The organism is Chitinophaga nivalis (assembly GCF_025989125.1).
GTDB lineage: Bacteria > Bacteroidota > Bacteroidia > Chitinophagales > Chitinophagaceae > Chitinophaga > Chitinophaga nivalis.
Genome location: NZ_JAPDNR010000001.1, coordinates 308,955 through 331,992, shown reverse-complemented (window position 1 = coordinate 331,992; position 23,038 = coordinate 308,955). Strand labels below are relative to the sequence as shown.

22 protein-coding genes and 1 tRNA gene are annotated in these 23,038 nt (G+C 44.0%); 15 read left to right on the top strand and 8 right to left on the bottom strand.

Features of this window, described 5'->3' with window-relative positions:
* Nucleotide 1 precedes the first annotated feature (1 nt).
* The 3 genes from fcl to OL444_RS01360 all read left to right on the top strand — a co-directional run bounded on the left by fcl (nucleotide 2) and on the right by OL444_RS01360 (nucleotide 4,886).
* Entirely contained in the window at nucleotides 2-937 is a 936-nt protein-coding gene (fcl, locus tag OL444_RS01370; RefSeq protein WP_264735042.1) for a GDP-L-fucose synthase, read from the top strand.
* A 206-nt stretch (nucleotides 938-1,143) separates the two neighbouring features.
* A complete protein-coding gene (locus tag OL444_RS01365; RefSeq protein WP_264735043.1) occupies nucleotides 1,144-2,733 on the top strand; it encodes a hypothetical protein in 1,590 nt (529 codons plus the stop codon).
* 257 nt (nucleotides 2,734-2,990) lie between these two features.
* Nucleotides 2,991-4,886 carry an ABC-F family ATP-binding cassette domain-containing protein gene (locus OL444_RS01360; protein ID WP_264735044.1) on the top strand — a complete coding sequence of 632 codons (1,896 nt, stop codon included), beginning with the start codon at nucleotides 2,991-2,993 and terminating at the stop codon, nucleotides 4,884-4,886.
* A 59-nt stretch (nucleotides 4,887-4,945) separates the two neighbouring features.
* Here OL444_RS01360 and OL444_RS01355 read toward each other — a convergent pair whose 3' ends face one another.
* The 3 genes from OL444_RS01355 to OL444_RS01345 all read right to left on the bottom strand — a co-directional run bounded on the left by OL444_RS01355 (nucleotide 4,946) and on the right by OL444_RS01345 (nucleotide 7,150).
* Entirely contained in the window at nucleotides 4,946-6,346 is a 1,401-nt protein-coding gene (locus OL444_RS01355; RefSeq protein ID WP_264735045.1) for a hypothetical protein, read from the bottom strand.
* Between the two features lie 104 nt (nucleotides 6,347-6,450).
* Nucleotides 6,451-6,654, bottom strand: coding sequence for a hypothetical protein (locus OL444_RS01350; RefSeq protein ID WP_264735046.1), 204 nt, complete (start codon nucleotides 6,652-6,654; stop codon nucleotides 6,451-6,453).
* A 103-nt stretch (nucleotides 6,655-6,757) separates the two neighbouring features.
* On the bottom strand, nucleotides 6,758-7,150 hold the full coding sequence (locus OL444_RS01345) for a response regulator (RefSeq protein WP_264735047.1): 393 nt from the start codon (nucleotides 7,148-7,150) through the stop codon (nucleotides 6,758-6,760).
* Between the two features lie 253 nt (nucleotides 7,151-7,403).
* Between OL444_RS01345 and OL444_RS01340 the strand changes: the two genes are divergently transcribed.
* Complete coding sequence (locus OL444_RS01340; RefSeq protein ID WP_264735048.1) at nucleotides 7,404-7,679, top strand: hypothetical protein; 276 nt, start codon at nucleotides 7,404-7,406, stop codon at nucleotides 7,677-7,679.
* A 346-nt stretch (nucleotides 7,680-8,025) separates the two neighbouring features.
* On the top strand, nucleotides 8,026-10,065 hold the full coding sequence (locus tag OL444_RS01335) for an Ig-like domain-containing protein (RefSeq protein WP_264735049.1): 2,040 nt from the start codon (nucleotides 8,026-8,028) through the stop codon (nucleotides 10,063-10,065).
* A gap of 129 nt (nucleotides 10,066-10,194) precedes the next feature.
* On the opposite strand, the gene OL444_RS01330 is transcribed toward OL444_RS01335, so the two are convergent.
* Entirely contained in the window at nucleotides 10,195-10,506 is a 312-nt protein-coding gene (locus tag OL444_RS01330) for a hypothetical protein (RefSeq protein ID WP_264735050.1), read from the bottom strand.
* Nucleotides 10,507-10,858: 352 nt separating this feature from the next.
* On the opposite strand from OL444_RS01330, the gene OL444_RS01325 reads away from it, so the two are divergent.
* From OL444_RS01325 to OL444_RS01295, 7 genes are all read left to right on the top strand, one after another.
* Complete coding sequence (locus OL444_RS01325; protein ID WP_264735051.1) at nucleotides 10,859-11,080, top strand: helix-turn-helix domain-containing protein; 222 nt, start codon at nucleotides 10,859-10,861, stop codon at nucleotides 11,078-11,080.
* A 539-nt stretch (nucleotides 11,081-11,619) separates the two neighbouring features.
* Complete coding sequence (locus OL444_RS01320) at nucleotides 11,620-12,795, top strand: hypothetical protein (protein WP_264735052.1); 1,176 nt, start codon at nucleotides 11,620-11,622, stop codon at nucleotides 12,793-12,795.
* A gap of 286 nt (nucleotides 12,796-13,081) precedes the next feature.
* A complete protein-coding gene (locus OL444_RS01315; RefSeq protein ID WP_264735053.1) occupies nucleotides 13,082-13,321 on the top strand; it encodes a hypothetical protein in 240 nt (79 codons plus the stop codon).
* A 277-nt stretch (nucleotides 13,322-13,598) separates the two neighbouring features.
* Nucleotides 13,599-13,796 (top strand): hypothetical protein, encoded by a 198-nt coding sequence (locus OL444_RS01310; RefSeq protein WP_264735054.1) that lies wholly within the window; start codon nucleotides 13,599-13,601, stop codon nucleotides 13,794-13,796.
* Nucleotides 13,797-13,946: 150 nt separating this feature from the next.
* Nucleotides 13,947-14,177 carry an acyl carrier protein gene (locus OL444_RS01305; RefSeq protein WP_264735055.1) on the top strand — a complete coding sequence of 77 codons (231 nt, stop codon included), beginning with the start codon at nucleotides 13,947-13,949 and terminating at the stop codon, nucleotides 14,175-14,177.
* Between the two features lie 599 nt (nucleotides 14,178-14,776).
* Nucleotides 14,777-14,986, top strand: a complete 210-nt coding sequence (locus tag OL444_RS01300; protein ID WP_264735056.1) for a helix-turn-helix transcriptional regulator — start codon at nucleotides 14,777-14,779, stop codon at nucleotides 14,984-14,986.
* On the top strand, nucleotides 14,979-15,104 hold the full coding sequence (locus OL444_RS01295; RefSeq protein ID WP_264735057.1) for a hypothetical protein: 126 nt from the start codon (nucleotides 14,979-14,981) through the stop codon (nucleotides 15,102-15,104). The genes OL444_RS01300 and OL444_RS01295 overlap by 8 nt, the downstream gene beginning before the upstream one ends.
* A gap of 251 nt (nucleotides 15,105-15,355) precedes the next feature.
* Here the strand turns inward: OL444_RS01295 and OL444_RS01290 are convergent, their stop codons facing one another.
* The 4 genes from OL444_RS01290 to OL444_RS01275 form a co-directional block, all read right to left on the bottom strand.
* The gene (locus tag OL444_RS01290; protein ID WP_264735058.1) at nucleotides 15,356-15,580 is read right to left on the bottom strand and encodes a hypothetical protein; all 225 of its coding nucleotides are present in this window, start codon (nucleotides 15,578-15,580) and stop codon (nucleotides 15,356-15,358) included.
* Between the two features lie 434 nt (nucleotides 15,581-16,014).
* Complete coding sequence (locus OL444_RS01285) at nucleotides 16,015-16,431, bottom strand: hypothetical protein (protein ID WP_264735059.1); 417 nt, start codon at nucleotides 16,429-16,431, stop codon at nucleotides 16,015-16,017.
* Nucleotides 16,432-16,657: 226 nt separating this feature from the next.
* Nucleotides 16,658-16,732, bottom strand: a tRNA-Arg gene (locus OL444_RS01280).
* Nucleotides 16,733-16,780: 48 nt separating this feature from the next.
* Complete coding sequence (locus tag OL444_RS01275; RefSeq protein ID WP_264735060.1) at nucleotides 16,781-17,347, bottom strand: MarC family protein; 567 nt, start codon at nucleotides 17,345-17,347, stop codon at nucleotides 16,781-16,783.
* A gap of 93 nt (nucleotides 17,348-17,440) precedes the next feature.
* Between OL444_RS01275 and OL444_RS01270 the strand changes: the two genes are divergently transcribed.
* The 3 genes from OL444_RS01270 (at nucleotide 17,441) to OL444_RS01260 (ending at nucleotide 22,976) form a co-directional block, all read left to right on the top strand.
* Complete coding sequence (locus tag OL444_RS01270; RefSeq protein ID WP_264735061.1) at nucleotides 17,441-18,025, top strand: helix-turn-helix domain-containing protein; 585 nt, start codon at nucleotides 17,441-17,443, stop codon at nucleotides 18,023-18,025.
* Nucleotides 18,026-18,159: 134 nt separating this feature from the next.
* Nucleotides 18,160-21,378 (top strand): SusC/RagA family TonB-linked outer membrane protein, encoded by a 3,219-nt coding sequence (locus OL444_RS01265; RefSeq protein WP_264735062.1) that lies wholly within the window; start codon nucleotides 18,160-18,162, stop codon nucleotides 21,376-21,378.
* 11 nt (nucleotides 21,379-21,389) lie between these two features.
* The gene (locus OL444_RS01260; RefSeq protein WP_264735063.1) at nucleotides 21,390-22,976 is read left to right on the top strand and encodes a SusD/RagB family nutrient-binding outer membrane lipoprotein; all 1,587 of its coding nucleotides are present in this window, start codon (nucleotides 21,390-21,392) and stop codon (nucleotides 22,974-22,976) included.
* Nucleotides 22,977-23,038 lie beyond the last annotated feature (62 nt).

The window sequence follows — 23,038 nt, the reverse complement described above, 5'->3', positions numbered from 1 at the left end:
TATGAATCAGCAAGATAAAATATACGTTGCCGGACACCGGGGAATGGTTGGTTCTGCTATTGTGAGACGTTTGCAGCAAGCAGGCCTCTCCAATATTGTTACCCGTACTTCAAGTGAACTGGATTTGCGTGATCAGTCTGCAGTGGCAGCCTTTTTTGAACAGGAAAAACCAGCATACGTTTTCCTGGCGGCAGCCAAAGTAGGAGGCATTATGGCCAATAATACGTACCGCGGACAATTCATTTATGAGAACCTGATGATACAGAATAACGTGATTCACCAGGCACATCTGAATGATGTGAAAAAGCTGATGTTCCTGGGTTCTTCCTGTATTTATCCTAAACTGGCTCCCCAGCCGCTGAAGGAAGAATACCTGCTGACAGGCCCGCTGGAACCTACCAACGAACCTTATGCGATCGCAAAGATTGCCGGTATCGAAATGTGTGATGCCTATCGGGCGCAGTATGGCAGTAACTTCATCTCTGTGATGCCTACCAACCTATATGGTCCCAACGATAACTACGACCTGAATAATTCCCATGTATTGCCTGCCATGCTGCGTAAGATGCATGAGGCAAAAACAAAGGGTGCTGCGGAAGTAACTTTGTGGGGAACGGGTACGCCTAAACGTGAATTCCTGCATGCAGATGACATGGCAGATGCCTGCTTCTACCTCATGCAAAACTATAATGAGCAAGGCCTCGTCAATATCGGTGTAGGTGAAGATATCAGCATCGGCGACCTGGCGGCCATGATAAAAAGAATAGTAGGCTATGAAGGCCAGCTGGTATTTGATACCACCAAACCGGATGGTACTCCCCGGAAACTGATGGATGTAACCAAGTTACATAGTTATGGCTGGAAAGCTGCTATCGGATTGGAAGAGGGTATCAGTAAAGTATACCAGGATGTACAAGCCACCAATTGGTTAAAATAAAAAATGCAGCAGCCCTCACAGGGCTGCTGCTTCCTTTCTAATAAGATATTAATCCCCCTTACTGTCACCCTAATTTATTGAAAACATTATATTTGCGTCTTAACAGGTCCGCAACAGCAGTCATGTGTTCTCTCTTGCGGAATCTTGAATAAGATGTTTGTGACGCCAGATTCCGTGTATATTTTAATGAAATCAAAAAGAAATTAATGAAGCATCTCATTTGGATGGTAGCAAGCTTATTGCTCTTCCGTGCAGCTAATGCACAGGAAAAATTACCAGTGATAGTACCGTACAACTATCAGGACATCAGAGACCTTTACCTGGACACCAGTAATCATCATACAGCTTTAAGACAGATCCTGCATGAAGATACCAGTGCCTTGTATAATGCACCGGAAGAAGGCCGTAAACGGAGCTGGTTCCACCGCAAACTGTTTAATGAGCACCTGATTGAGATCCGGGAAAAAGATTTCAATGTATTTATCGACTTCCTGCCCGATTTCCAGATCGGAAAAACAAAGGATGGAAGCAGAACTACGTGGCTGAATACACGCGGAGCCATGGTACAAGGTAACATTGGTAAGAAATTTTATTTTGAATCCACTTTCTTTGAAAATCAAGGTAAGTTCCCGCTGTACCTGGACCAGTACATCCGTAAAAATGATATCGTTCCCGGTCAGGGAGGTATCAAGGATTATAGCGAAGGCAAAGCATTTGACTTTAACTATGCTACCGCTTTACTGTCCTATACGCCTAACAAATACCTGAATATTACTGCCGGATACGGACAAAACTTTATCGGAGATGGCTATCGTTCCCTGATATTGTCTGATATCACTTTCAGTTATCCTTACCTGAAAATAACCGGTAACCTGGGGAATGTACAGTATACGGCTATGTGGGCACAGTTCATGGATAAGCATAGCAAAGACTACGCTACCGCCTATAATGACCTGGGATTCTATAAGAAATGGGGCGTATTTCACTTCCTCGATTGGAATGTGAGCAAAAGATTAACGATCGGTTTATTTGATGCCGTTATCTGGCCGGATGCAGATTCTTCCGGACGTAAGCGCGGTTTCGACTGGAGTTATATGAACCCGATCATCTTCCTGAGACCCGCTGAATTCTCACAGGGGTCATCAGATAACGCGCTGATAGGCGCCAATGCCAAGTTTAAACTGTTCCCCAAAACGACTATCTACGGCCAGTTGGTGCTGGATGAATTTAAACTCAAGGAAGTATTTGGTGGCAAAGGCTGGTGGGCCAACAAACAATCTGCCCAGCTGGGCTTCCGTTCCTTCGACCTGTTTAAGGTGAATAAACTGGACCTGCAGGGAGAGTTCAACGTGGTACGGCCCTATACTTACTCTTACAGAAGTACACTGATTAACTACGAACATTATAACCAATCGCTGGCACACCCACTGGGCGCCAACTTTTGGGAAGTATTGGGTATCGCTACCTACCGCTACAAACGCTGGTATGGAAGAGGACAGATCATGTATGCGAAATACGGGGAAGATCCGGATGCGAAAACAAACTTTGGCCGGGATATCTCCAAGCCCTATACGAATCGTCCTAAAGAGTATGGTGTGTGGGTAGGACAGGGTATTAAAACCGATTACCTGTATGCCCAGGGTACTGTGGCGTATGTGTTGAATCCTAAGTACAACCTGCGTGTGGAAGCTTCTCTGGCAGCCCGGAAGGTGAGTAATGAGCTGGGAAAAAATACAGACCTGATATTCAGTTTCGGATTGCGTAGCACCTTCCGTCAGTTCTATTACGATTTTTAGTATGCAACTGCTTAGAAATACACAAGCCCTTGCGTCTGAAGCGCAAGGGCTTTATTTTTTTACTACGCAAAGAGGGGAGGATAATGGACAAAGGGCCGATATAGTAACTAATAAAAAGAGATTATCACCAGGTATGGGGGAAATCTTTATCCATTATTACTCACTTATCCTATAATGAATATACGAAAAAATTCATAATATCAAATACATACATACCTATTCCGGGCAGTATTGCCGATAATTTATAACTTCGCTGTATGCATTACGTTACAGTAGAAGGGCTCACCAAATCTTTTGGTACCAAACCATTATTCAGGGATATTTCTTTTCATATAGAAGAAGGCGACAAAATAGCGCTGGTAGCGCTGAACGGTACGGGGAAATCGACCCTGCTCCGCATCCTGTGCGGGAAAGACGCACCGGATGCCGGTAAGGTATGGATCCATAAAGATGTAACGGTAGTGATGCTGGAACAGCAGCATGGCTTTGATCTTAGTAAAACCATACTGGAAAATATCTTCGATCACAATAATCCGGTATTGAATGTGATCAAGGAGTATGAACTGCTCACAGAAGAAGGAATAGAACCGGATGTAGATAAGCTCGCGTCTGCCATCTCCCGGATGGATGAGTTGAATGCCTGGCACTTCGACGCCAAGGTAAAACAAATATTAGGTAAACTTAATATACATAAACTGGATCAGCCTGTGGGTTCTCTGTCAGGGGGCCAGCAGAAAAGGGTGGCACTGGCTAAAGTGTTGATCGATATCGGCTTTGAACATAAGCACGTATTGCTGATCATGGACGAGCCTACCAACCACCTGGATGTATCCATGATTGAATGGCTGGAAAATTATCTTGACCAGGAAAGAGTCACGTTATTACTGGTAACGCACGACCGTTATTTCCTGGACAGCGTATGTAACGAAATCATGGAGCTGGATCAGGAACAGTTATTTATCTACAAAGGTGATTATGAAAATTACCTGGAGAAAAAAGCCACCCGCGAAGAAAATGACCGGGCCAGTGTAGATAAGGCCCGTAACCTGTACCGGAAAGAACTGGAGTGGATGCGTAAGCAGCCTAAAGCCCGTACCACTAAGTCGAAAGCCCGCCAGGATGCATTCTATGACGTAAAAGAAAGAGCCAGCACACGTGTACAGGAGCAGCAACTGGAGCTGAATGTGAAAATGACCCGTTTGGGCGGCAAAATCCTGGAACTGAAAAAAGTATACAAAGCTTATAATGACCTCGTGATCCTGAAAGGGTTTGACTATACCTTTAAAAAAGGAGAGCGCGTAGGTATTGTAGGTAAAAACGGGGTCGGTAAATCTACCTTCCTCAATATGCTGCTGGGCATCGAACAACCGGATTCCGGTAAAATCAATGTGGGAGAAACCATTGTATTTGGCGACTACTCACAGACCGGGCTGGAAGTGAAAGAAGATATGCGGGTGATTGAATTTGTGAAAAATATCGCGGAAAACTTCCCGCTGGCTGATGGTACAAAGGTGAGTGCCGCGCAGTTCCTGGAGTTATTCCTCTTTCCCGCAGAAAAACAATACACCTATATCTCCAAATTAAGTGGCGGGGAAAAGAGAAGACTGCATCTGCTGTCGATCCTGTTCCGCAACCCCAACTTCCTGGTATTGGATGAACCTACCAATGACCTGGATCTGCCTACTCTCAGCATTCTGGAAACGTTCCTGCAGGAGTTCCAGGGCTGTGTGATTATCGTAAGCCACGACCGTTATTTCATGGATAAACTGGTAGAACACCTGTTTGTATTTGAAGGTGGTGGTGAAGTGCGTGACTTCCCGGGTAACTATACCCAGTACCGTGAATGGCAGAAAGAAGACGACCGGAAAAAAACAGCGCCGAAAAAAGAAGAACGAATAGAGCAGGTGGTAGCGGCGCCGGTAGTAGAAAGTAAAACCCGTAAGCTTTCTTTCAAAGAAAAGCGGGAACTGGAAATGCTGGAGCAGGAAATAGAAAAACTGGAAACAGAGAAAAAGACAATTGAAGCCCAGCTGGCCAGTGGTGAATTGCCGTTCGACAAGATGGAGCCGATGACACACCGGATCGGTGAAATTATGCAACTGCTGGACGATAAAGGTATGCGTTGGCTGGAATTAAGTGAATTAAACGGATAAGCCGTTGCAGATATATAAAAGGGAAAGCCGGTTGCTTGCAACCGGCTTTCCCTTTTATGTTAGTGTTGTTTTTCCTGTTGTGCTTTCCAGGCTTCGAGTGCTTTTATTTTTTTGTCCTGTTCAATCAGGTATAAGGTGAGTTCTTCTATTTTTTCCAGGAGTCGTTTATTGATATCTCCTACCTCTATACCTTCTTTGGCTACGGTGGCGGCATCCGGAATACCAGGAAGATGTTGGTGCGTATCAATATAAGCGGCTACCTCAGCGAGGGGGCGCAGCGGATAATCAGGCCGGAAAACATAATCTGCCCATCCGGTTTGTGTGATTTTTAAATTCCGGGCAGTAATACCCCCATTTACCATGAGCCGGATAGGTAGCTGTGGTGTATTATTAGCAATACTTACACCCTGTTCATTGACGGTGATAACGGTTTGATTGGTATTGGTGCTACCGCCGGATAATTTCAATGGTGTATAGTTGTTAGTAGTTCTGTTAAATCCTATCAGGTAAGCCATGCCGCCGGCGATGCCGATTTCTGCTGCAGGGCCGGTCGCTGCGGTACCAGTGAGCCATCCTTTGAACCGTCCTTGTCCATTCCATTCTGAATTACCGGTGCCGTCAATGCGGGCAATCTGTGTGGTGCCTCCATAGAATTTGAATCCCTGATTAGCGTCGCTGGTGGGGAGTCCCAGCCACATATGGAAGTCTTCTATACCAATACCCCATCCGGCTGTAGTGGCGCTTACCGGGGTATCCCACAGTATAATTTTAGTGCCGGCACTTCTGGTGGAGAAAGATGGCGGAGCAGCAGCTACGGCTTTAAAGCTGATCTGGTTGGAAGTAGCATTGGCTAATAACAAACCACCGGTAGTGTTCAATACCTGGGTAGGCGCTATCTGCAACAATCCGCCGCCAGGTTTGGGTTGCAGGTTTACATTGCCGTTATCACTCACCAGGTACATATCTTTTAGTGTGCTGGAACCTATACCAATAAAGCCTTCCCGGGTAGTATTGTCGTTTTGCATGAACTGCAGGTAAGACTGGTTACTGGTGCTGCCGGTACCTTGTATTTTGGAGCCGTTGGCAGCAGTCAGTTGATTGACGATAATGTTGCCGGTCGCTCTTTCAATGGTGAGACCATTACCCAGTAAAGTACCTGTATTGGAATACCGCAGGAGTCTAAAGTCTGCACCGGCATTGGCAGGTGTTTCTGCACCCATCAGCACCTGTTGCCATCTAAGATTAGCCGCGTTGTTTCCGGTGCCATTAAACAGTTGGATATGTGCTTCCCCGCCGGCACTGGTACCAATAGTGGTAAGGATGGTACTGGATTGTGCCGCGCCTGAAATATTGAAACTGGCGGGAGATTGTAAAGTCGTTTGATTGTAAATGGGTGTCTGGGCTTTTGCCTGAGACAGCGCCACTACTGACAGTAGTAGGGAATATACACGTTTATGCATAGGTATCTGATTAAAGGGATGTGCTTTTCGGAAGATGTAAAAATAAAGGTTAAATATTATCTGCAGATGATCATGAGGTACCAGAAAGGAAAAGATACGTTGTATTATGCTACCAGCAGGGTAAACCAGAGCGTGAAGAGGATAACCAGCAGCAAGGTAACAGCAAGCAGACATAGCATCTTTTTGTATAGATGCAGCTGTCGTTGTTGTTGTGAACAGATACGTATTTCTGCCTGCTGAACGGCTATTTTTATAGCATAATAATGTAACTGCAGACTGATGGTTTCTTTCTTATAAATATTACCCATAACATTTTTTGAAAAGACAACGATCGGATACATGGCTGATGTTTATGAAAACATACCGGAATGAGTACGCCATTGCAGGGAGGTGATGTCGTAAATAATAACATCACAAAGGAAGTATTGTTAACAGGATGTCTATCATCAGCCGGGTGGTCAGTGGTTTATGTATATACAGGGCTGCACCGGCCTGAAGAGCTGCCTGGCGGGATGCCGGGTATACATCGCATGACATCACTACAACGGGTACCTGTGCCAGCTGTTTACAGGTACAGATAGTTTGAAGAGGGGATACCTGTGAGTCTGCCAGCAGCCAATCCAGGAATACCGCATGATAGGCGTGTTGACCGGCGGCCTGCAGCCCATCAGGCAAGTTGGAAGTAATATCAGCAGCAATATTGATTCTTCCAAAGATGGTATGCAAAAGGTACCGGTCAATAGCACTTGCTTCCAGGGCAAGGATACGTTTGGATTTTTGCCAGTGAATAAATGAGGTGGCCATCTGGTTATATTTTATTCAGATAGATGATTACATCGTATGGTATGGCTACAGCAGCCAATGGTATGGCGCATACAGGGAATGGTTATCCGGCTTTCCGGTATCCTGATACCGGCAATAGTAACAGGTAGCTAAGTTAATAAGAATGTACATATAAAATTCCTGAATGAGAATTATTAATTATCAAATTGAAATAATTACTATCTATATAGTAATTTATTGTCGCATACAATAAATATGTTATTACTTTTCGGTAATGGCACAGGAAAAGAAATATGCAGCTGTAAAGGCCTTACTGGAAGCCGGAGGTATATCCCGGATTGCTGAAATATTCGATTATGTGTCTAAAACCAATATTTACAAACACTTAGGTGTAGGATATCTCACCTTTCTGAAGAAGCTGGATCATCCTGGTCTGTTTACAATCGAAGAGTTAATAACCCTGGCAGATCTGATCGGAGTGGAAGATGAGCTGCTACATACCCTTGCCCGGAAGGAGGCCAAAACCGGGAAGAAGAAACGGAAAAAGTAATCCGCACCTACATAGCCTTTCTCTGCGATAGCCACATTTCCTGTTTTATGATCCATGTTATTACCGTATTGCTTTTAAATGGATGCGAATTAGCCTCAGTGTAAAATGATAGTTTTGCGCAGCAGCCGTAAAATACATAGCTGCAGCAGCGTTTTGGTATCTGTCCTGACGACCCTTTTGGCTGACAGCTGTCCTTGAAACTACTATCGCTTTTCCCGTGCAGCTGCCGGGAAGTAGCTTGTTTTCAGTTCTTTGTCACAATACACTGACAGCCTGGTTCCCCCCTGTGAAGTGGTCCTTTTATCCTCCTGCATCATCATTACTGTTCAATATTAAACTCCTCTTTATGAAAATGCGGTTGTACCTCTTAAAACCATTTGTATGTCTGTTAATGACTTGTTTGTATGTTACTTCAAAGAGCCATGGCCAGGCAATATATGCCGGCAGCCAATCCAACCGGGTAAATGGCAATTGTTTTTCATGTAGTGTCAGTAACCCCGAAAACCCCGTCAATAGTAACAGTCTTGATGACTATTCCGTTTTTGTAATGAATGGCGTCCTGTCGGGCGTGAGTGTAGAACAGACCCTGATTTTTTCCGGTAGCAGTACAATCGGATGTGATTCCCTGGTGATTGGTATTGGTAGCAGCAACAGTGTGCTGCATACCGGTTTATTTAGCGGGGTAACAGTACAAACCTACAATGGTACCCTTTCCAACAACGATGCACAGACGGTAACAGCTGGCATCGTACAGCTAACGCATAATGGTACGCGTGCAGCCATATTGCTGAAGCCCGCCAGGCGTTTCGACCGGGTAAAGCTAACCCTGTCCAGTGTACAACAGGGGCAGTTAACCGGATTCCGGTTGTATTATGCCCGCCGTCAATCAGTGGCACCAGCAGCACCAGTGGCAACTCCCGGCAATGCGATCATCTGCACCGGCGATACGGCCACTTTTACCGTGCCAGCTGTGAGTGGTACCTCGATCAGCTGGTATGCCGGCGCCACCGGCGATGCGCCACTGGCTACCGGTAATACTTTCCGGGTGAAGCCATCCAAAAACACCACCTATTATGTGGCTGCCATCAGTGGCAGTTGCAGCAGCGTACGTGTGCCCGTTACCGTTACACTGTTACCAAAGCCGGCAGCACCGGTAGCAGGTGGCCCTTCGGGTATCTGTATTGGGGACTCTGCCGTGTTGACGGCCACCGGCAACAATATCCGCTGGTATAATACAGCTACCGGTGATGGACTATTGTATTCGGGCAGTCCCTTTGTAGTGAAGCCAGCCACTACTACTACCTATTATGCGCAGGTAGAGAGTGATGGCTGTACCAGTAAGCGTACAGGCGTTACCGTTACTGTAAGAGCCAAGCCTGCCGTACCGGTAACTACCCGCAGTACCACCATCTGTAAAGGCGATGGCATATCTATCACGGCTACGGGTCTGAATGTAACCTGGCATGATTCGCTTACCGGCGGCTCGCTGTTATATAGTGGAAAACCATTCCGGGTAAATCCGGATACGGCCACCACCTACTATGCACAGGTGAATAACAATGGCTGTAGCAGCGATCGGGTAGGGGTGACTATTTCGGTGAAACCAAAACCGGTTGTACGGGAGGTCAGCGGCTACCTGAATATCTGTAACGGCGATTCAGTATTGCTGACCGCAGTGGGATATAACATCAAATGGTATGAAACGAGAACCGGCGGCGCTCCGTTATTTGTAGGCGATAGCTTGTATGTAGGGCCGGCGTATACCACCAGTTATTATGCGCAGGCAGATAGCAATGGCTGTAATAGCATCCGGGTAGAAGCACCTGTAACGGTGTATCCGTCGCCACAACAGCCTTTTGTGGTGGATTCCATTATCTCCATATTTGCGGGCGATACTGTGCTGCTGGAAGCCTTTTCCAACTATGGTAATACCATTCAATGGTATGAGACACCTAATGGTGGCGTACCGGTATTTACCGGCAGTCCGTATCTGGTCATTCCGGATGTGACCACTACCTATTATGCCGGGGTCGACAGTGGGGTTTGCAGCAGCAACCATGTGGGTATCCGGGTGGTGGTGAATGAGCGGTTTAATACAGCTGCCAAAGCCACTAACAAGTGGATACAACCGGTAGGTGCTGCGGTAGATAATGAAAGTTATTTCTTCCCGAATCCGACGACCGGATATATGCAACTACGTACTAAGCAGGAGACTGGTGGTAGCCGGGTTTTAGTCACCGATGTACAAGGGCGGCCGGTTTACCGGGAGGTGATGAATAATAATAGTTTGCAACTGCCGGTATTGTTGCCGGATGGGTTTTATTTTATTCAGGTACAAACGAAGAATGGGAAGGTGATAAGAGGGAAAGTGCTGTTGACCAGGTAATAACGATTAATTGATAACAGATAAAAACTAACGGCAGATCATGTATCTGCCGTTAGCTTTTACGATGGGTATAGTCTACCATGGCGTTGTATATAAAGATGCATTTCAGTTTGAAGATTGTTTCCTGGCTTATATAGCATTGGAACTATAGCTATAGCTTTCAATCACAGCACCTGCACCAATATTACCGGTATGTACGTAAATGTTATAGGCATTATCAACAATCACCACACTACAGGTAGCGGTATGGTCTGCTGACTTGAAGTACCGGGAGCTGATGTGTTGGGCTTTTTTCTCCAGTTCTCTGCGCTCTTCTGCGGTATATATCATAGGTATGGGCAGTAGTTTGTTGAATACGTTTGCGGCTACGGCTCCTTTGGTAAATTCTTTCTTGTCTTTTTTCGCGGCATGTGGCGTGCTTCCGGGTGTTCCTGTTTTCATACTGATAGATTTAGGGTGCATACTATATACCAGCAACTGTCAGGTGTAACTGACCTGTAATTGATGGCTATAAACCTGGATTTTTCTATGGAGATCCGGAGCCGGAATAGATAGAAAAGGCGCGGAACTCAACCTGCCGCCCGACCCGCCAAGGTAGACACGGACAAGAAGAGCCCGCGCACAAAAGTCGCGGGCTTCACTCTACCCTGTGTCCTATTTTTGGCGGGTCGGACAGGATCAAAGCGATGCCCCTGATAATTTAGGGCAGCAAAGATAACGTAAGATAATAAAAGTCCAGGAATGGGTAAAATTTGACCACATTTATTTTTCAGTATTGGTTCATTTTGCCCCTATGCATGAAAGGGCCAATCAGATTAAGCAGGAATTTGGTGAAAAGCTGCGCAAGCTTAGAAAAGGCAAGAAGCTAAGTATGCGTCAGCTGGCACTATTGGCAGATATTGATCATTCACAGATCCGCAAGATAGAAATAGGCGCCATAAGCCCTACTGTTCCTACACTTTACTCCCTCGCGGAAGCATTGGGTATTACACCCTGCGATTTTTTTGATTGCTGAAAAGAGAAAGTACTACAAGTATATAGACGATTGATCCGGCCTGCCTTTCAGCCATTTTGAAAGTACAGGCCGGAAAGAGTGTTGTTAAATGCTTACGCAGCGGGCAGCATAGAACAGACAGGCACAAGTGATCGGGCCTTTGCTACTTTGGCAGTCGTCAGATGTCCGGCAGGATTTTCCCTGGCAAGCCAGTGCAGCACTATTGATGCCACCATGGATTGTTTTTAATGCAGCTCTCTTGAGATGTTTTCCGATTGTTTTGTGTGTTTTCATGGTTCTACATTGATTGTTTAGGTAATTATATAGATAGGGTTATATGATCAGGAATTACAGCTAATGCTCCAGGGAGCTGTAAATTAAACCCATGGGCTGCTATAGTTTGGCACCCGTCATTTTATTATCTGTCGGTAATGGATAAACGAAGGGATATATTAATTGTTGTTAATGATGGATAAATGAGGATGGAGGAGCTGTATTTTCCTGTTGTAAGCCTTTACCTTTGCATGATCACAATGGAATATTAAACCCCCTAAATACCTATGCAAAGAAGATGTATAACAGTTGTCTGTTTATTAACAGTCCTTTTTTTAACAATAACAGCCAGGAAGTGTATAGCACAGGGCAGCACGGTGGATGCCTGGATAACAGTAGGGCCTACACAATTGGGCGCCAGCCCCTACAGCCTTTTGTACTATAAGTTATTTCAGATAAACGCGGGTACCGATCGGTATGCATCTGTCATAGACGTGAGTATTCAGGGAGATGCCAACTATTATGACCGGCAGGCCACCTACCGCATCCGGATAGATAAGCTGGAAGGTAAGGCAGATCGTTTTGATGGATTGGAGATACGGTGTACTTCCGGTAATCCGCTGAGTGCTAATTTTTACATTTTTAATGATGCCGTTTGGGTACGATCGAATCATCAATGGGGTAATCTTTTTTATCGTTTTGCGGGCAACTTTGCAGGCGGAAGCCCTTTGAATACGGCCCCTTACGGACAAACGGTCACTGCACCGGCTAACCCCCTGCTGACGCTGACGACCGGTGGTGTGAAGTATGACTTTGATAGCAGCAAGTATTATTTATTACCCATTAATTACGTAGATGGAAGTACGAATCTCTTCAACAGTCTTTCCCTGCAAACCAATGTGAAAGTAGGAACTATATTAACAGACCAGTTTCCATACGATAATAAAGTGCAACCCCATTATGGTATGCAATGGACAACCGATAGCTGGAGCAATTTGGGTAACTCTTTTTGGCTGAGTGCCTTTGGTGGTATGAAATTATTTACTGCCGGTGTACCCCGGTTAATCATCAATGCAGCAGGTAATGTGGGGATTGGTACCACTGCACCAGACAAGGATTTTAAACTGGCTGTAAATGGTACGATTGGCGCCCAAAGAGTAAAAGTCACGCAACAGGGTTGGGCCGATTTTGTATTCCTGCCGGAATACCGTTTAAAGCCATTAACAGAAGTAGCAGACTTTATCAAAACGCATCAGCATCTGCCGGATATTCCATCCGCTAAAGAGGTCGCAATTACAGGAGTTGATTTGGGAGAGATGAATAAAAAGCTGTTGCAGAAAGTGGAAGAACTGACGTTGTATCTGATTGAACTCAAAAAAGAAAATGAGCAATTGAAAATGCAACAAGTGCAGCAAAACAAACAGTTGCTGGAACGGATAGAGAAATTGGAATGTAAGAGGTAGCTGTATAATAATTGATATTATTTGAGATAAGTACCCTGATCATTAAGGTGATCAGGGTTTTTTATGGAAAGATGTCCGGAGCGGTTATTGTTTTATTCGGATAGCATACAGGGCCTTAGCACGTGGAAATAAAGAAAACTGCATGCACTGTTTTGTCGTAAGTAACATAGAACGGGTTATCTACTATTGTTACATTTTCCTCACTGAAAATCCGCTTCCTTGTTTAGTGATCCAGCGGATGCCGAAAAGCTCTCAGAGTAGGCGTAATCTATTAAATGATTTACTTATGCGCACAGGAAAAGTATCCTTCAATGAAGCATTGGTATTGCTCACAGAAAAAGAACAGAAAAGTATTTATGGCGGCATTGGTATTAATGTAGATTTAGATAGACAGGGAGAAACATTATATTATATGCATCAACAACTTAATGTCCGTTATGGGCTGGAAAGATTATCCAATGATTTAGATACTTCAGATTTTTCATTTATAGATGATATCAATATTAATCTGCATCCAAATATCTGATAGACAGATCTGTTGAGTGCTTGTTACAACTCCTGTCAGGTCGGCGAAAAAAAATGCCTGAATAGAGGCAACAGCACAGGTGCATTCTATAAAACAGCAAGATCCGGTACCAATACCGGATCTTGCTGTTTTATAGAATGCTGATAGCGTCAGTATCAGTGGGTATGATGTACTGATATTTTATTACAGCCGCATATAATATCTTACAGTAGTAATACTTCCTTTCAGCCTGTACAATACCTATTGTCTATATCATTTACCTGCTAAATCATTCGTTATGAAAAACAAGTCAATACCTGGCAAATCTCTCAACAGAAAAACAATGAAAACAATTAAAGGAAATGGAATGACGGAAGGTGAGTGCCCGTTTTTTATTTGTGGTAATCCTCAGGGGCGCCTGATCTGCGATCAAGCCATAGGATGTGTTTGCAGCGGACTGGTGTTGCCGTTATGTCGTCGTCGCGGAACTGTGTGAGTCATTGCTCATACTGGTAATGTCATTTTGTAGTAGCTGGCTGTTTCGGAAACGGCAGATAAATAGTGCATTGAAAATAAAATTACTATTATATTTAAGGTACTTTTTTGATCATTATTTTTAATCTCAGCGATATAACTGATACATCCTATGACAGCCATTGCAGAACGTTTACAACGACTCATCAGCGATCATAATCTGGGTAATGGGAATCCGATAAATGAAGATGCTCTTTTGTATGAAGACCTGGGCCTGGATCCGCTGGATTGTATAGATCTGATCATGATGATGGAAACCACGTTGGAAAGAAATATAGCGCTGGATGGTGTAGACGATTTAAAGACCTTTAATGCACTGGTGAGATTTATAACAGCGCAATAATATGCCTGAAGGAATATGACGAATAGTAACCGGGGTATTGCTTGCAAAATGAAATTATTACATATCTTTATTTAACAGCATTTAAAAAATGGAATATGAATAGTAGATGGTGGATATTCGTCACGGCTTTGGTATTTATTTATGTCGTAAGTTTTTACTTACGGATAACGCATTCAGTTTACGCTGCTAAGGCGGTAGTAGTAGGCATTTTCGCTGCATGGGGATTGATTTTGACCCTGGTGATAGCGCTTGTTAAATACTTTCTTTTAAGAAAGAAAACAAACGGATAAAATAAAAGAGCTGATCTCCTGATCATGGTTGATGGCTCCTATATCGGAATTGCTGGATGGATGATAATATTATCATATACTTTGATGTCTGCTCTAAGTAATCCTTTTAATACCCCCTTGAGGTTGAAGTAAAATGCAAAACGAACCACAAACCAATTTTCTACGAACTACCTTTTAATTGATTCTATTTAGATCATAATTATACCCTTTGGGGTATAATTATGATCATATTTTACTATAATTATACCTTAAAGGGTATAGTTATGATAAAAATGTTTTTTGTTATCTTTATACCCTAAAGGGTATAGTATGAACAATCTATCTGAATTAATTAAACTCAAACGTAAGCAGTATGGCATGACACAACATGATCTTGCATTTAAATCAGGTTTGGGATTACGATTGATCAGAGAAATTGAGCAGGGAAAAACAACCATGAGAATGGACAAAGTGAATCAGCTACTCGCACTATTCGGAATGGAACTGGTTCCTGCAGCTAAAACATATCACAATGAGTAAGAAAGGAAAAGTTTTTTACGGTGAGCAACTGGCAGGTATTATATCTGAAACGGATGAAGGATATGTTTTTCTTTATGATAAAACATACCTGAGCAGTGATAATGCAAAGCCGGGTTAGCTTATCGAAAACCTAAATGGTGAAATTAGAATATACACTAAAAAAATATCCTTTCCTACAGATGAAGTCGTATTTAAATCTGTTTACCTGGCTTTACAGGATGCATCAAAAAAAATGGACCATGCACATTAGAAACTGGGGCATGGTCCTAAATCAGTTTTTAACTATTTTTGATAAAAGAGTGAGAATCTAATTATTAATTTGATCCTCGATTTTTAAGTTTACACACTTAGTGAAATAGGCCCTTTTTACTAAAGTAATCCTGTTGTAGTATTTCTGCCCCAACGGGAGAAGTCTTTTACTACATTACCTAAATCATGGGAAAGTGTATGTTCGCTTGTATCAACTACATCAACTAATCCATCTGTTGCATTTTTTGCTTTATCTATTATCACATCCAAAAAACCTCCCCCAGTAACATTCATTTGTTGTTCAATAGTTAATAACTGCAGACCATTAAATTCTAACTTTTTCATAACTATTAAAATTAAAGATAAAGCCTACTCTGATAGCTTTTCGGCATCCGCTAGGTCAAAACAATGGAGAGCCATAAATAATGACGCATAGTTAGTAACAAAGCGATAAGTAACCGAAGTCTTATATCTATAAATACGATAAAAATTAAGATATAGTTTCCTTCCTGATGCAATACCCCCAAAGTTTGAGTTAGTATTCACAGGCATACTTTTACGGCACGATACTATGTTTTATGATGCATTAATTGGCTTAATATCAGATATTGAATGCTGATGAAAAAATGCTAAAAAGATGGAAAAATATCATTGTAATTTCAGGTTTTGCTTTCTGTAAGCAATTGTCTGCACAAGTATATGTGAAAAATCATCGTAAACCCTGCCAGTAAAACTGCAGAAATGTGTTAATGACTCTGCTATGAATATCGTATATTCTTCTATATACTGGTATCGCGCAATCCTGCGGGTATAGTTTTTTGGAACTTTTCCAGGTGGCTCAAAGTTGTTACGTACCCTTTGTTCGTATTAGGTGAGATTTTTTGTTTGGTCTTTGGGCTGATGCGTTCCCCTTTTTCTGAGTGGATGTTAAAGCCCTTGCAATAAGAAAAGAAGGAGATTTGCTGTAGTCCCTTTTTGCTGGTAACAATGTCCTGAAAGCCTTTTAGTTGTTCCTGTGAGGGGGCATGATCATTCCGGTATTTGCGATAAGTGCGTTTAATAGTGTGATCTAAGTAATCCAGCCGTAGCCGTGCATTAAATTCCGGATACTCCGGAAATGCTTTATTTGTTTTTATTGCACCAATAGAGTGGGTGAATCTTGTCTGAAAGATAACATTTGAGGGGCTGGTTGTCATAGCTGATCAATGCAAAAATACGGCTGCATACAGCTTAGGACAGTTTTAAATAAAATCTTACTTCCATGGCTGTAGGGATTAGGTGTTAATAATATCAGGGGTAAGGTTTGGGGCCATTTTTACTTCATCCTGCCTTATCTCTCTTTATACCTTTTCCACAGAATTTAATTCCATAAATGAAAAACGCCCGATTTCAGTAAACCTGAAACCGGGCGAAAAGTCTTTCTGGTGGCCTCGTCAAGAATCGAACTTGAATCTGGAGCTTCGGAAACTCTTATACTATCCATTGTACTACGAGGCCGGAAAAGTAGGCAAAGCTACATTTTCTATTGTACAATCCCAAATAGATTTAAAGATTAATATTGCTTTTGAAGATTTTTACGGCGATAGCCAGCAGGATAACCCCGAAAAATTTACGTATAACCATCAGTCCGGCCTTGCCCAGTAAGCGTTCTATGAAATTCAGGCAGCGGAGAACGATGTATACAATCAGCAGGTTCAGTAAGATACCGGTGAGGATATTATTCTGTTCAAAGTTGGCTTTGAGGGACATAATAGTGGTCAGGGTACCCGATCCGGCTACCAGGGGAAAGGCGATCGGAACGATGCTGCCCGCCTTGGCATCCTGTTCTCCCTTGAAAAATTCAATACCCAGGATCATCTCCAGCCCGATGACAAAAATAACAATAGACCCCGCTACCGCAAACGAATGTACGTCTACGCTGAGTAGCTTCAGGAAAGGTTCGCCTACAAAAAAGAAAAGGATCATCAGGAAACCAGAGGCCAAGGTAGCTTTACCGGCATCTATATGGCCCAGCTTCTCCTTCAGGGAAACCAGGATGGGTATGGAGCCTACGATATCTATTACCGCAAATAACGTAAAGGTAACAGCCAGAATTTGGTCGATACTGAACATGTAGCTTCATTTATGTAAATATAACAGAAAACTGAGTTTCTATCTATATTTGTTGAACCAGACCTGTATTAAGCATCATAATCAGCAGTTATCATGACGGAGGACATCATTATTCAGATTAGCAACAAGATCAAGGAAAAACGGAAATCAAAAGGGATCACGATTCAGGAGCTCGCTGATAAGGCAGACGTAAGCAAGGGCCTGATATCCCAGATAGAAAATAACCGCACCGTACCCTCCCTGCTGGTACTGATCAATATCATCAAAGCGTTGAACCTCGATATGAACGAGTTTTTCAATGAAATTGACCAGCAGACCCAGGGCGCCAAAGTAATCATTAAGCAAAAAGCGGCTTATCAGGAGTTCGAAAAAGAACCAGCCAAAGGATTTGTCTATAAAAGAGTCCTGACCAAAAATGTGAAGAATTTTCCGGTAGATATCGTACTGCTGGAACTGAAAAAAGGCGCCCGTCGTGCACACAGCGTGAAAACAGACGCCTATGAGTACAAATATATCATCAAAGGGAAAGTAGAGTACCAGATCGATAATGAAAAATATGTACTCGAAGAAGGCGATTCCCTGTTCTTCGATGGCCGTTTAGGGCATAAACCCGCCAATATCGGCGAAGAAAATGCGCAGATACTCGTGGTCTATTTCTTCCTCGACAGCGAAAAATAACCGCCTGCTGCTGTCTGGAAGCACTTTCCGGATATATACAAATACTTAACATTAAATTTAGTATGACTTAACATTCCGGTCATATTCATACCGAACCTTTGCATAGTAAACAATAATACCTCAATCTAATTGCTATGCAATCCAATCTACTTCGAGCGCTCACAAGGCAGCTATGCACCTCGCTATTGCTGCTACTTTCCGTCACCTTTGCCTATGCACAACAAATAGTGAATGGTAAAGTAATTTCCGGCGATGATCAGCAACCCGTTATCGGCGCTACCGTAAAGGTAATAGGCGCCAACCGCGGCGCACTGACAGATGCCGGCGGTCATTTCTCCGTGGCTGCTGCAGCCACAGATGTACTGCAGGTGAGTTTTATCGGCTACCTGCCCGTACAATATCCTCTCAATGGTGCCACTGCGGTTACCATCACTCTACAACCGGATAAAAAAGCACTGGATGAGATAGTCGTAACGGCACTGGGTATACGTAAAGAAGTAAAAAGAGTAGGTTATGCCGTACAGGAAGTGAAAGGTGCCGACCTGGTGAAAGCCCGCGAACCGAATCCTGTCAATGGATTGGTAGGTAAGGTAGCTGGTCTTACAGTAGGCGCCTCCGCCGAATTACTGGCAGCACCTAAAGTCCTGTTGCGGGGTAATAACATTAACCTGTATGTGGTAGATGGGGTGCCTATTAACTCCGATACCTGGAACATTTCTCCGGATGATATCGAAAGCTATACGGTATTGAAAGGCGCCACCGCATCTGCGTTGTATGGTTCCCGTGGACTGAATGGTGCGATCATGATCACCACTAAAAAAGGTTCTAAAGATGGCCGCGGTTTCACTGTGGAGCTGAACTCCAGCACTATGTTTGAAAAAGGTTTCCTGGCTATCCCGAAAGTGCAGGATGAATACGGCCCCGGCGACCACGGTAAATACGCTTTTGGCGATGGTAAAGGCGGTGGGGTAAATGATGCGGATTATGATGTATGGGGACCTAAGTTCGAAGGCCAGCTGATACCCCAGTACGATAGCCCGGTAGATCCGGCCACCGGTAAACATCTCGGTACACCCTGGATTGCCCGTGGTAAAAACAACTTGCAGCGCTTTCTGCAAACTGGTATGCTGAGTACCAACAACATTGCGATGTCATCGCATGGCGATAAAGGAGATATCCGTATTTCCCTGTCACATTCCTATCAGAAAGGATTGGTACCTAATACTCAGTTGAATATTACCAACTTCAACATCTCCGCAGGGTATAATATATCGCCTAAACTGCGCCTGGATGCCTACCTGAACTATAACCGCCAGTATACCAAAAACTTCCCGGATGTGGCGTATGGTCCCAACAGTCTTATCTATAATACCCTCATCTGGGCCGGTGCCGACTGGAGCATGGATGATATGCGTAATTACTGGCAGGCCGGTAAGGATGGAATACAATCCGTATATGCAGAATACCAGCGTTATCACAACCCCTGGTTCATGACCTATGAGTGGTTGCGTGGTCACTATAAAACAGATATCAACGGATACGCAAAACTGAACTATAAGATCTCTGATAAATGGGAATTCCTGGCCCGTACGCAGGTGACTGGTTACGATATGATGCGTAATGAAAAAATGCCTTATTCCGCCCATCCATATGGTCGGGAAGAAGGAAAGGGTGATTACCGGGAAGATAAACGTACCCTGTTTGAAAACAATACGGACGTATTGTTCTCCTACACCAATATGTTCCCCCGCCAGATCAGGTTACATGCCTCTGCTGGTGGTAACGTCCGCTCTTTTAAATATAATTCCAGCTTTGTGACAACCGGTTACCTGAACGCACCGGGATGGTATGGATTTGGTAACTCCCGTGATCCGTTGTCTGCCACCAGTTATGTAGCAGATATGCTGGTGCTGAGTGCCTATGGTTATGCGGATCTGGATCTGGGAAAATATGCAACCCTATCCCTGACCGGCCGTGTGGATAAGGCTTCCAGCCTGCCGCTGAGCAACAATACCTATTTCTACCCTTCGGTAGCATTGAGTACAGTGGTATCTGACTACGTAAAATTACCGGAACTGATTTCCTTCCTGAAATTCAGAACTTCCTATGCCAATGTAAAAGGTGGGTTAACCAATGCTACTATCGGCGCTACACCAATGGCATCCTATCCGATCGGATATGGCACGGAATATAAATCTTCCTACGATGGTCCTACCTTCCAGAACTCTGCGGTATATGGTGTTTCACCAGTGTATCAAAGCCAGGGAGCTGCATACTATACGAAGGTAATTGCCAATACAGACCTGAAACCATTTACCAGTAAAGTGTATGAAGCCGGTATGGATATCCGCTTCCTGAAAAATCGTATAGGCGTAGACGCTACCTACTTCACTACAGAAAACGGACCGCGTATTTACTCCCTGTCGTTACCTCCGAGCACCGGATTCGACAGCTACCTGGTAAATGGCGTGAATACCCGCAAAACAGGCTGGGAAATATCGCTGAATGGTACGCCATTGCGTAATCTCAACGGATTGAACTGGAACATATCTGCGAACTGGTCTACCTATCGGGAAACATTTGTCAGCATCTATGGCGACAGAAAACTGCTGGATGCCTACATTGGGGTAGGCGACCGCGTAGATAAATTCTATGGTACCAAATTCGTACGCACACCAGACGGACAAATCATTAACGATGCTAAAGATGGTCGTCCGATTGTAAATCCTACCCAGCAATTCCTGGGTTATGCCAACCCTGATTGGGTATGGGGTATCAACAATACTTTCAGCTACAAAGGTGTTAGCCTCAGCTTCCAGTTCGATGGTCGTGTGGGTGGTAACATGATTGATTATATCCAGCAGCAGACCTTCCGTGGTGGCCGTAATATCCTGACCACCCAGGGGGCGATGGGAGAAGCGCGTTACCAGGACTATAAAGGCGTGAAATCCTGGCAGGGCGAAGGTGTCGTGATCAGCAACAATGTGCCGATTGAATATGATAATAACGGTAATGTAACGAATGCAGATAAAATGCAGTTTGCACCGAATACCACCAAAAGCTTCCTGCAGGATTATATCAGCGTGTATTACAGAACCAATGAAGGAAACCTGATCAGTAAAACCTTTGCCAAACTGCGTGAGGTAACACTGGGTTATACCTTACCGGCAACGGTATTAAAAGGTTCGTTTATCAGAGCTGCCAGTGTGTCTTTTGTGGGTAGAAACCTGTTCTATTTTGCGAAGAACAAGGATGTGGATATTGATCAGTATCCGGCATCAGATGATGGAATGTCTACACTACAGACCCCTACCACCCGCAGATTCGGCTTTAACATTAACCTTACTTTCTAAACAACGACTACATGAAATCTTTCAAAATACTTTCTTTCACAGCTTTGTTGGGCATAGCACTCAGTAGTTGCAGCAAAAAGTACGACGCATATGATGTGAATCCCAACAGGCCGGCGCAGGTGCCTCCCAGCCTGGTATTGGGTGGTGTACTGGCAGATATGAATGCAGACAAACCCTGGAGTAATGTGATGCGCTGGAACCAGTTTGATTGTTGTAACTATAACTATTATGGCGACCAGCGTTATGACTGGAACGGGGCTGATTTTAATAGTTACTTCTCCTTGCTGAATGTACAACAGATGGAAAAGGAGGCGACACGCCTGGGTGGTAAAACCGTGAATCCCTATACGGCTTTGGGTAAATTCCAACGTGCTTTCTTTTACTACCGGCTGACGAATCTGGTAGGAGATGTGCCGATGAAAGGCGCCTTGCAGGGAAGAGAAAACGGACAACCGGTGTATGATAACCAGAAAATGATCTTTATACAGATCCTGCAATGGCTGGAAGAGGCCAATAAGCAGCTGGCAGACGTAATCGCTGATCCTGATAAAAGCTACAATGCAGAAGGACAGCTGTTGAAAGGTGACTTTTATTTCAATAATGACCTTTTAAAATGGCAGCGAGTAGTCAATACTTTTCGTTTACGCGTGCTCGTGGCACTCAGTAAGAAAACGGATGATGCTGATCTGAAAGTAGCACAACAGTTTAAAGATATACTCGGTAATCCGGCAAAATATCCGTTGCTGGAAGGGGTAGATGGTAACCTGCAGTTTATCTACAATAATATCAATAAGTATCCTTCCAATCCGGATAACCTGGGTAATGATGCGACGCGTTATAATATGTCGGCTACTTACCTGAATACCCTGGTAAGATTAAAGGATCCACGGGCATTTATTACTGCAGAACCAGCAACACAGCAGCTGAATGCCTTTCATAAAACGCCTACAGATATCACGGCTTATGTGGGCGCATTGTCTGGCGAGAGTTTGAGTGATATGTCTTCGAAGATGTCGAATGTGGATACTGCCGTATATTCTGTACGCAGCCGAAGCCGTTATTACAGCAGCTATGCGGCCGAACCGGGTGTTATCGTCGGGTATCCGGAGATGTGTTTTAATATAGCGGAAGCGATTAATCGTGGCTGGGTAACCGGTAGTGCAGAAGACTGGTACAAAAAGGGGATGAAAGCTTCCCTGGCTTTTTATGGTTTGCCGGTGAATACGGCAGGTACATTTGCCAAAACGTATAAGGGTGTACGTTATGATATACCTTTTGACTTTGAAGGAGGATATTATACCCAGGAAACGGTGAAGTACAAAGGCAATAATACGCAGGGGCTGGAACAGATCCTGACCCAGAAATACCTGGCATTTTTCGAAAACTCCGGTTGGGAAGCATTTTTCAACTGGCGCAGAACAGGGGTGCCTACCTTCAGTACGGGTTCCGGTACGGGTAACAGTGGGGTAATTCCAAAACGGTTTAAATACCCGGATGCGGAGAAATCTACCAATACTGTCAATTGGACCAATGCCCTGAAAAGTCAGTACGGCGGTTCTACCGATGATATTAATGCCACTATGTGGCTGCTGAAGTAGACGTCCTGATAGCAACATAACAGCCCGAAGCCCTGTTTATTTGCCCACAGCCATGTTGGGGT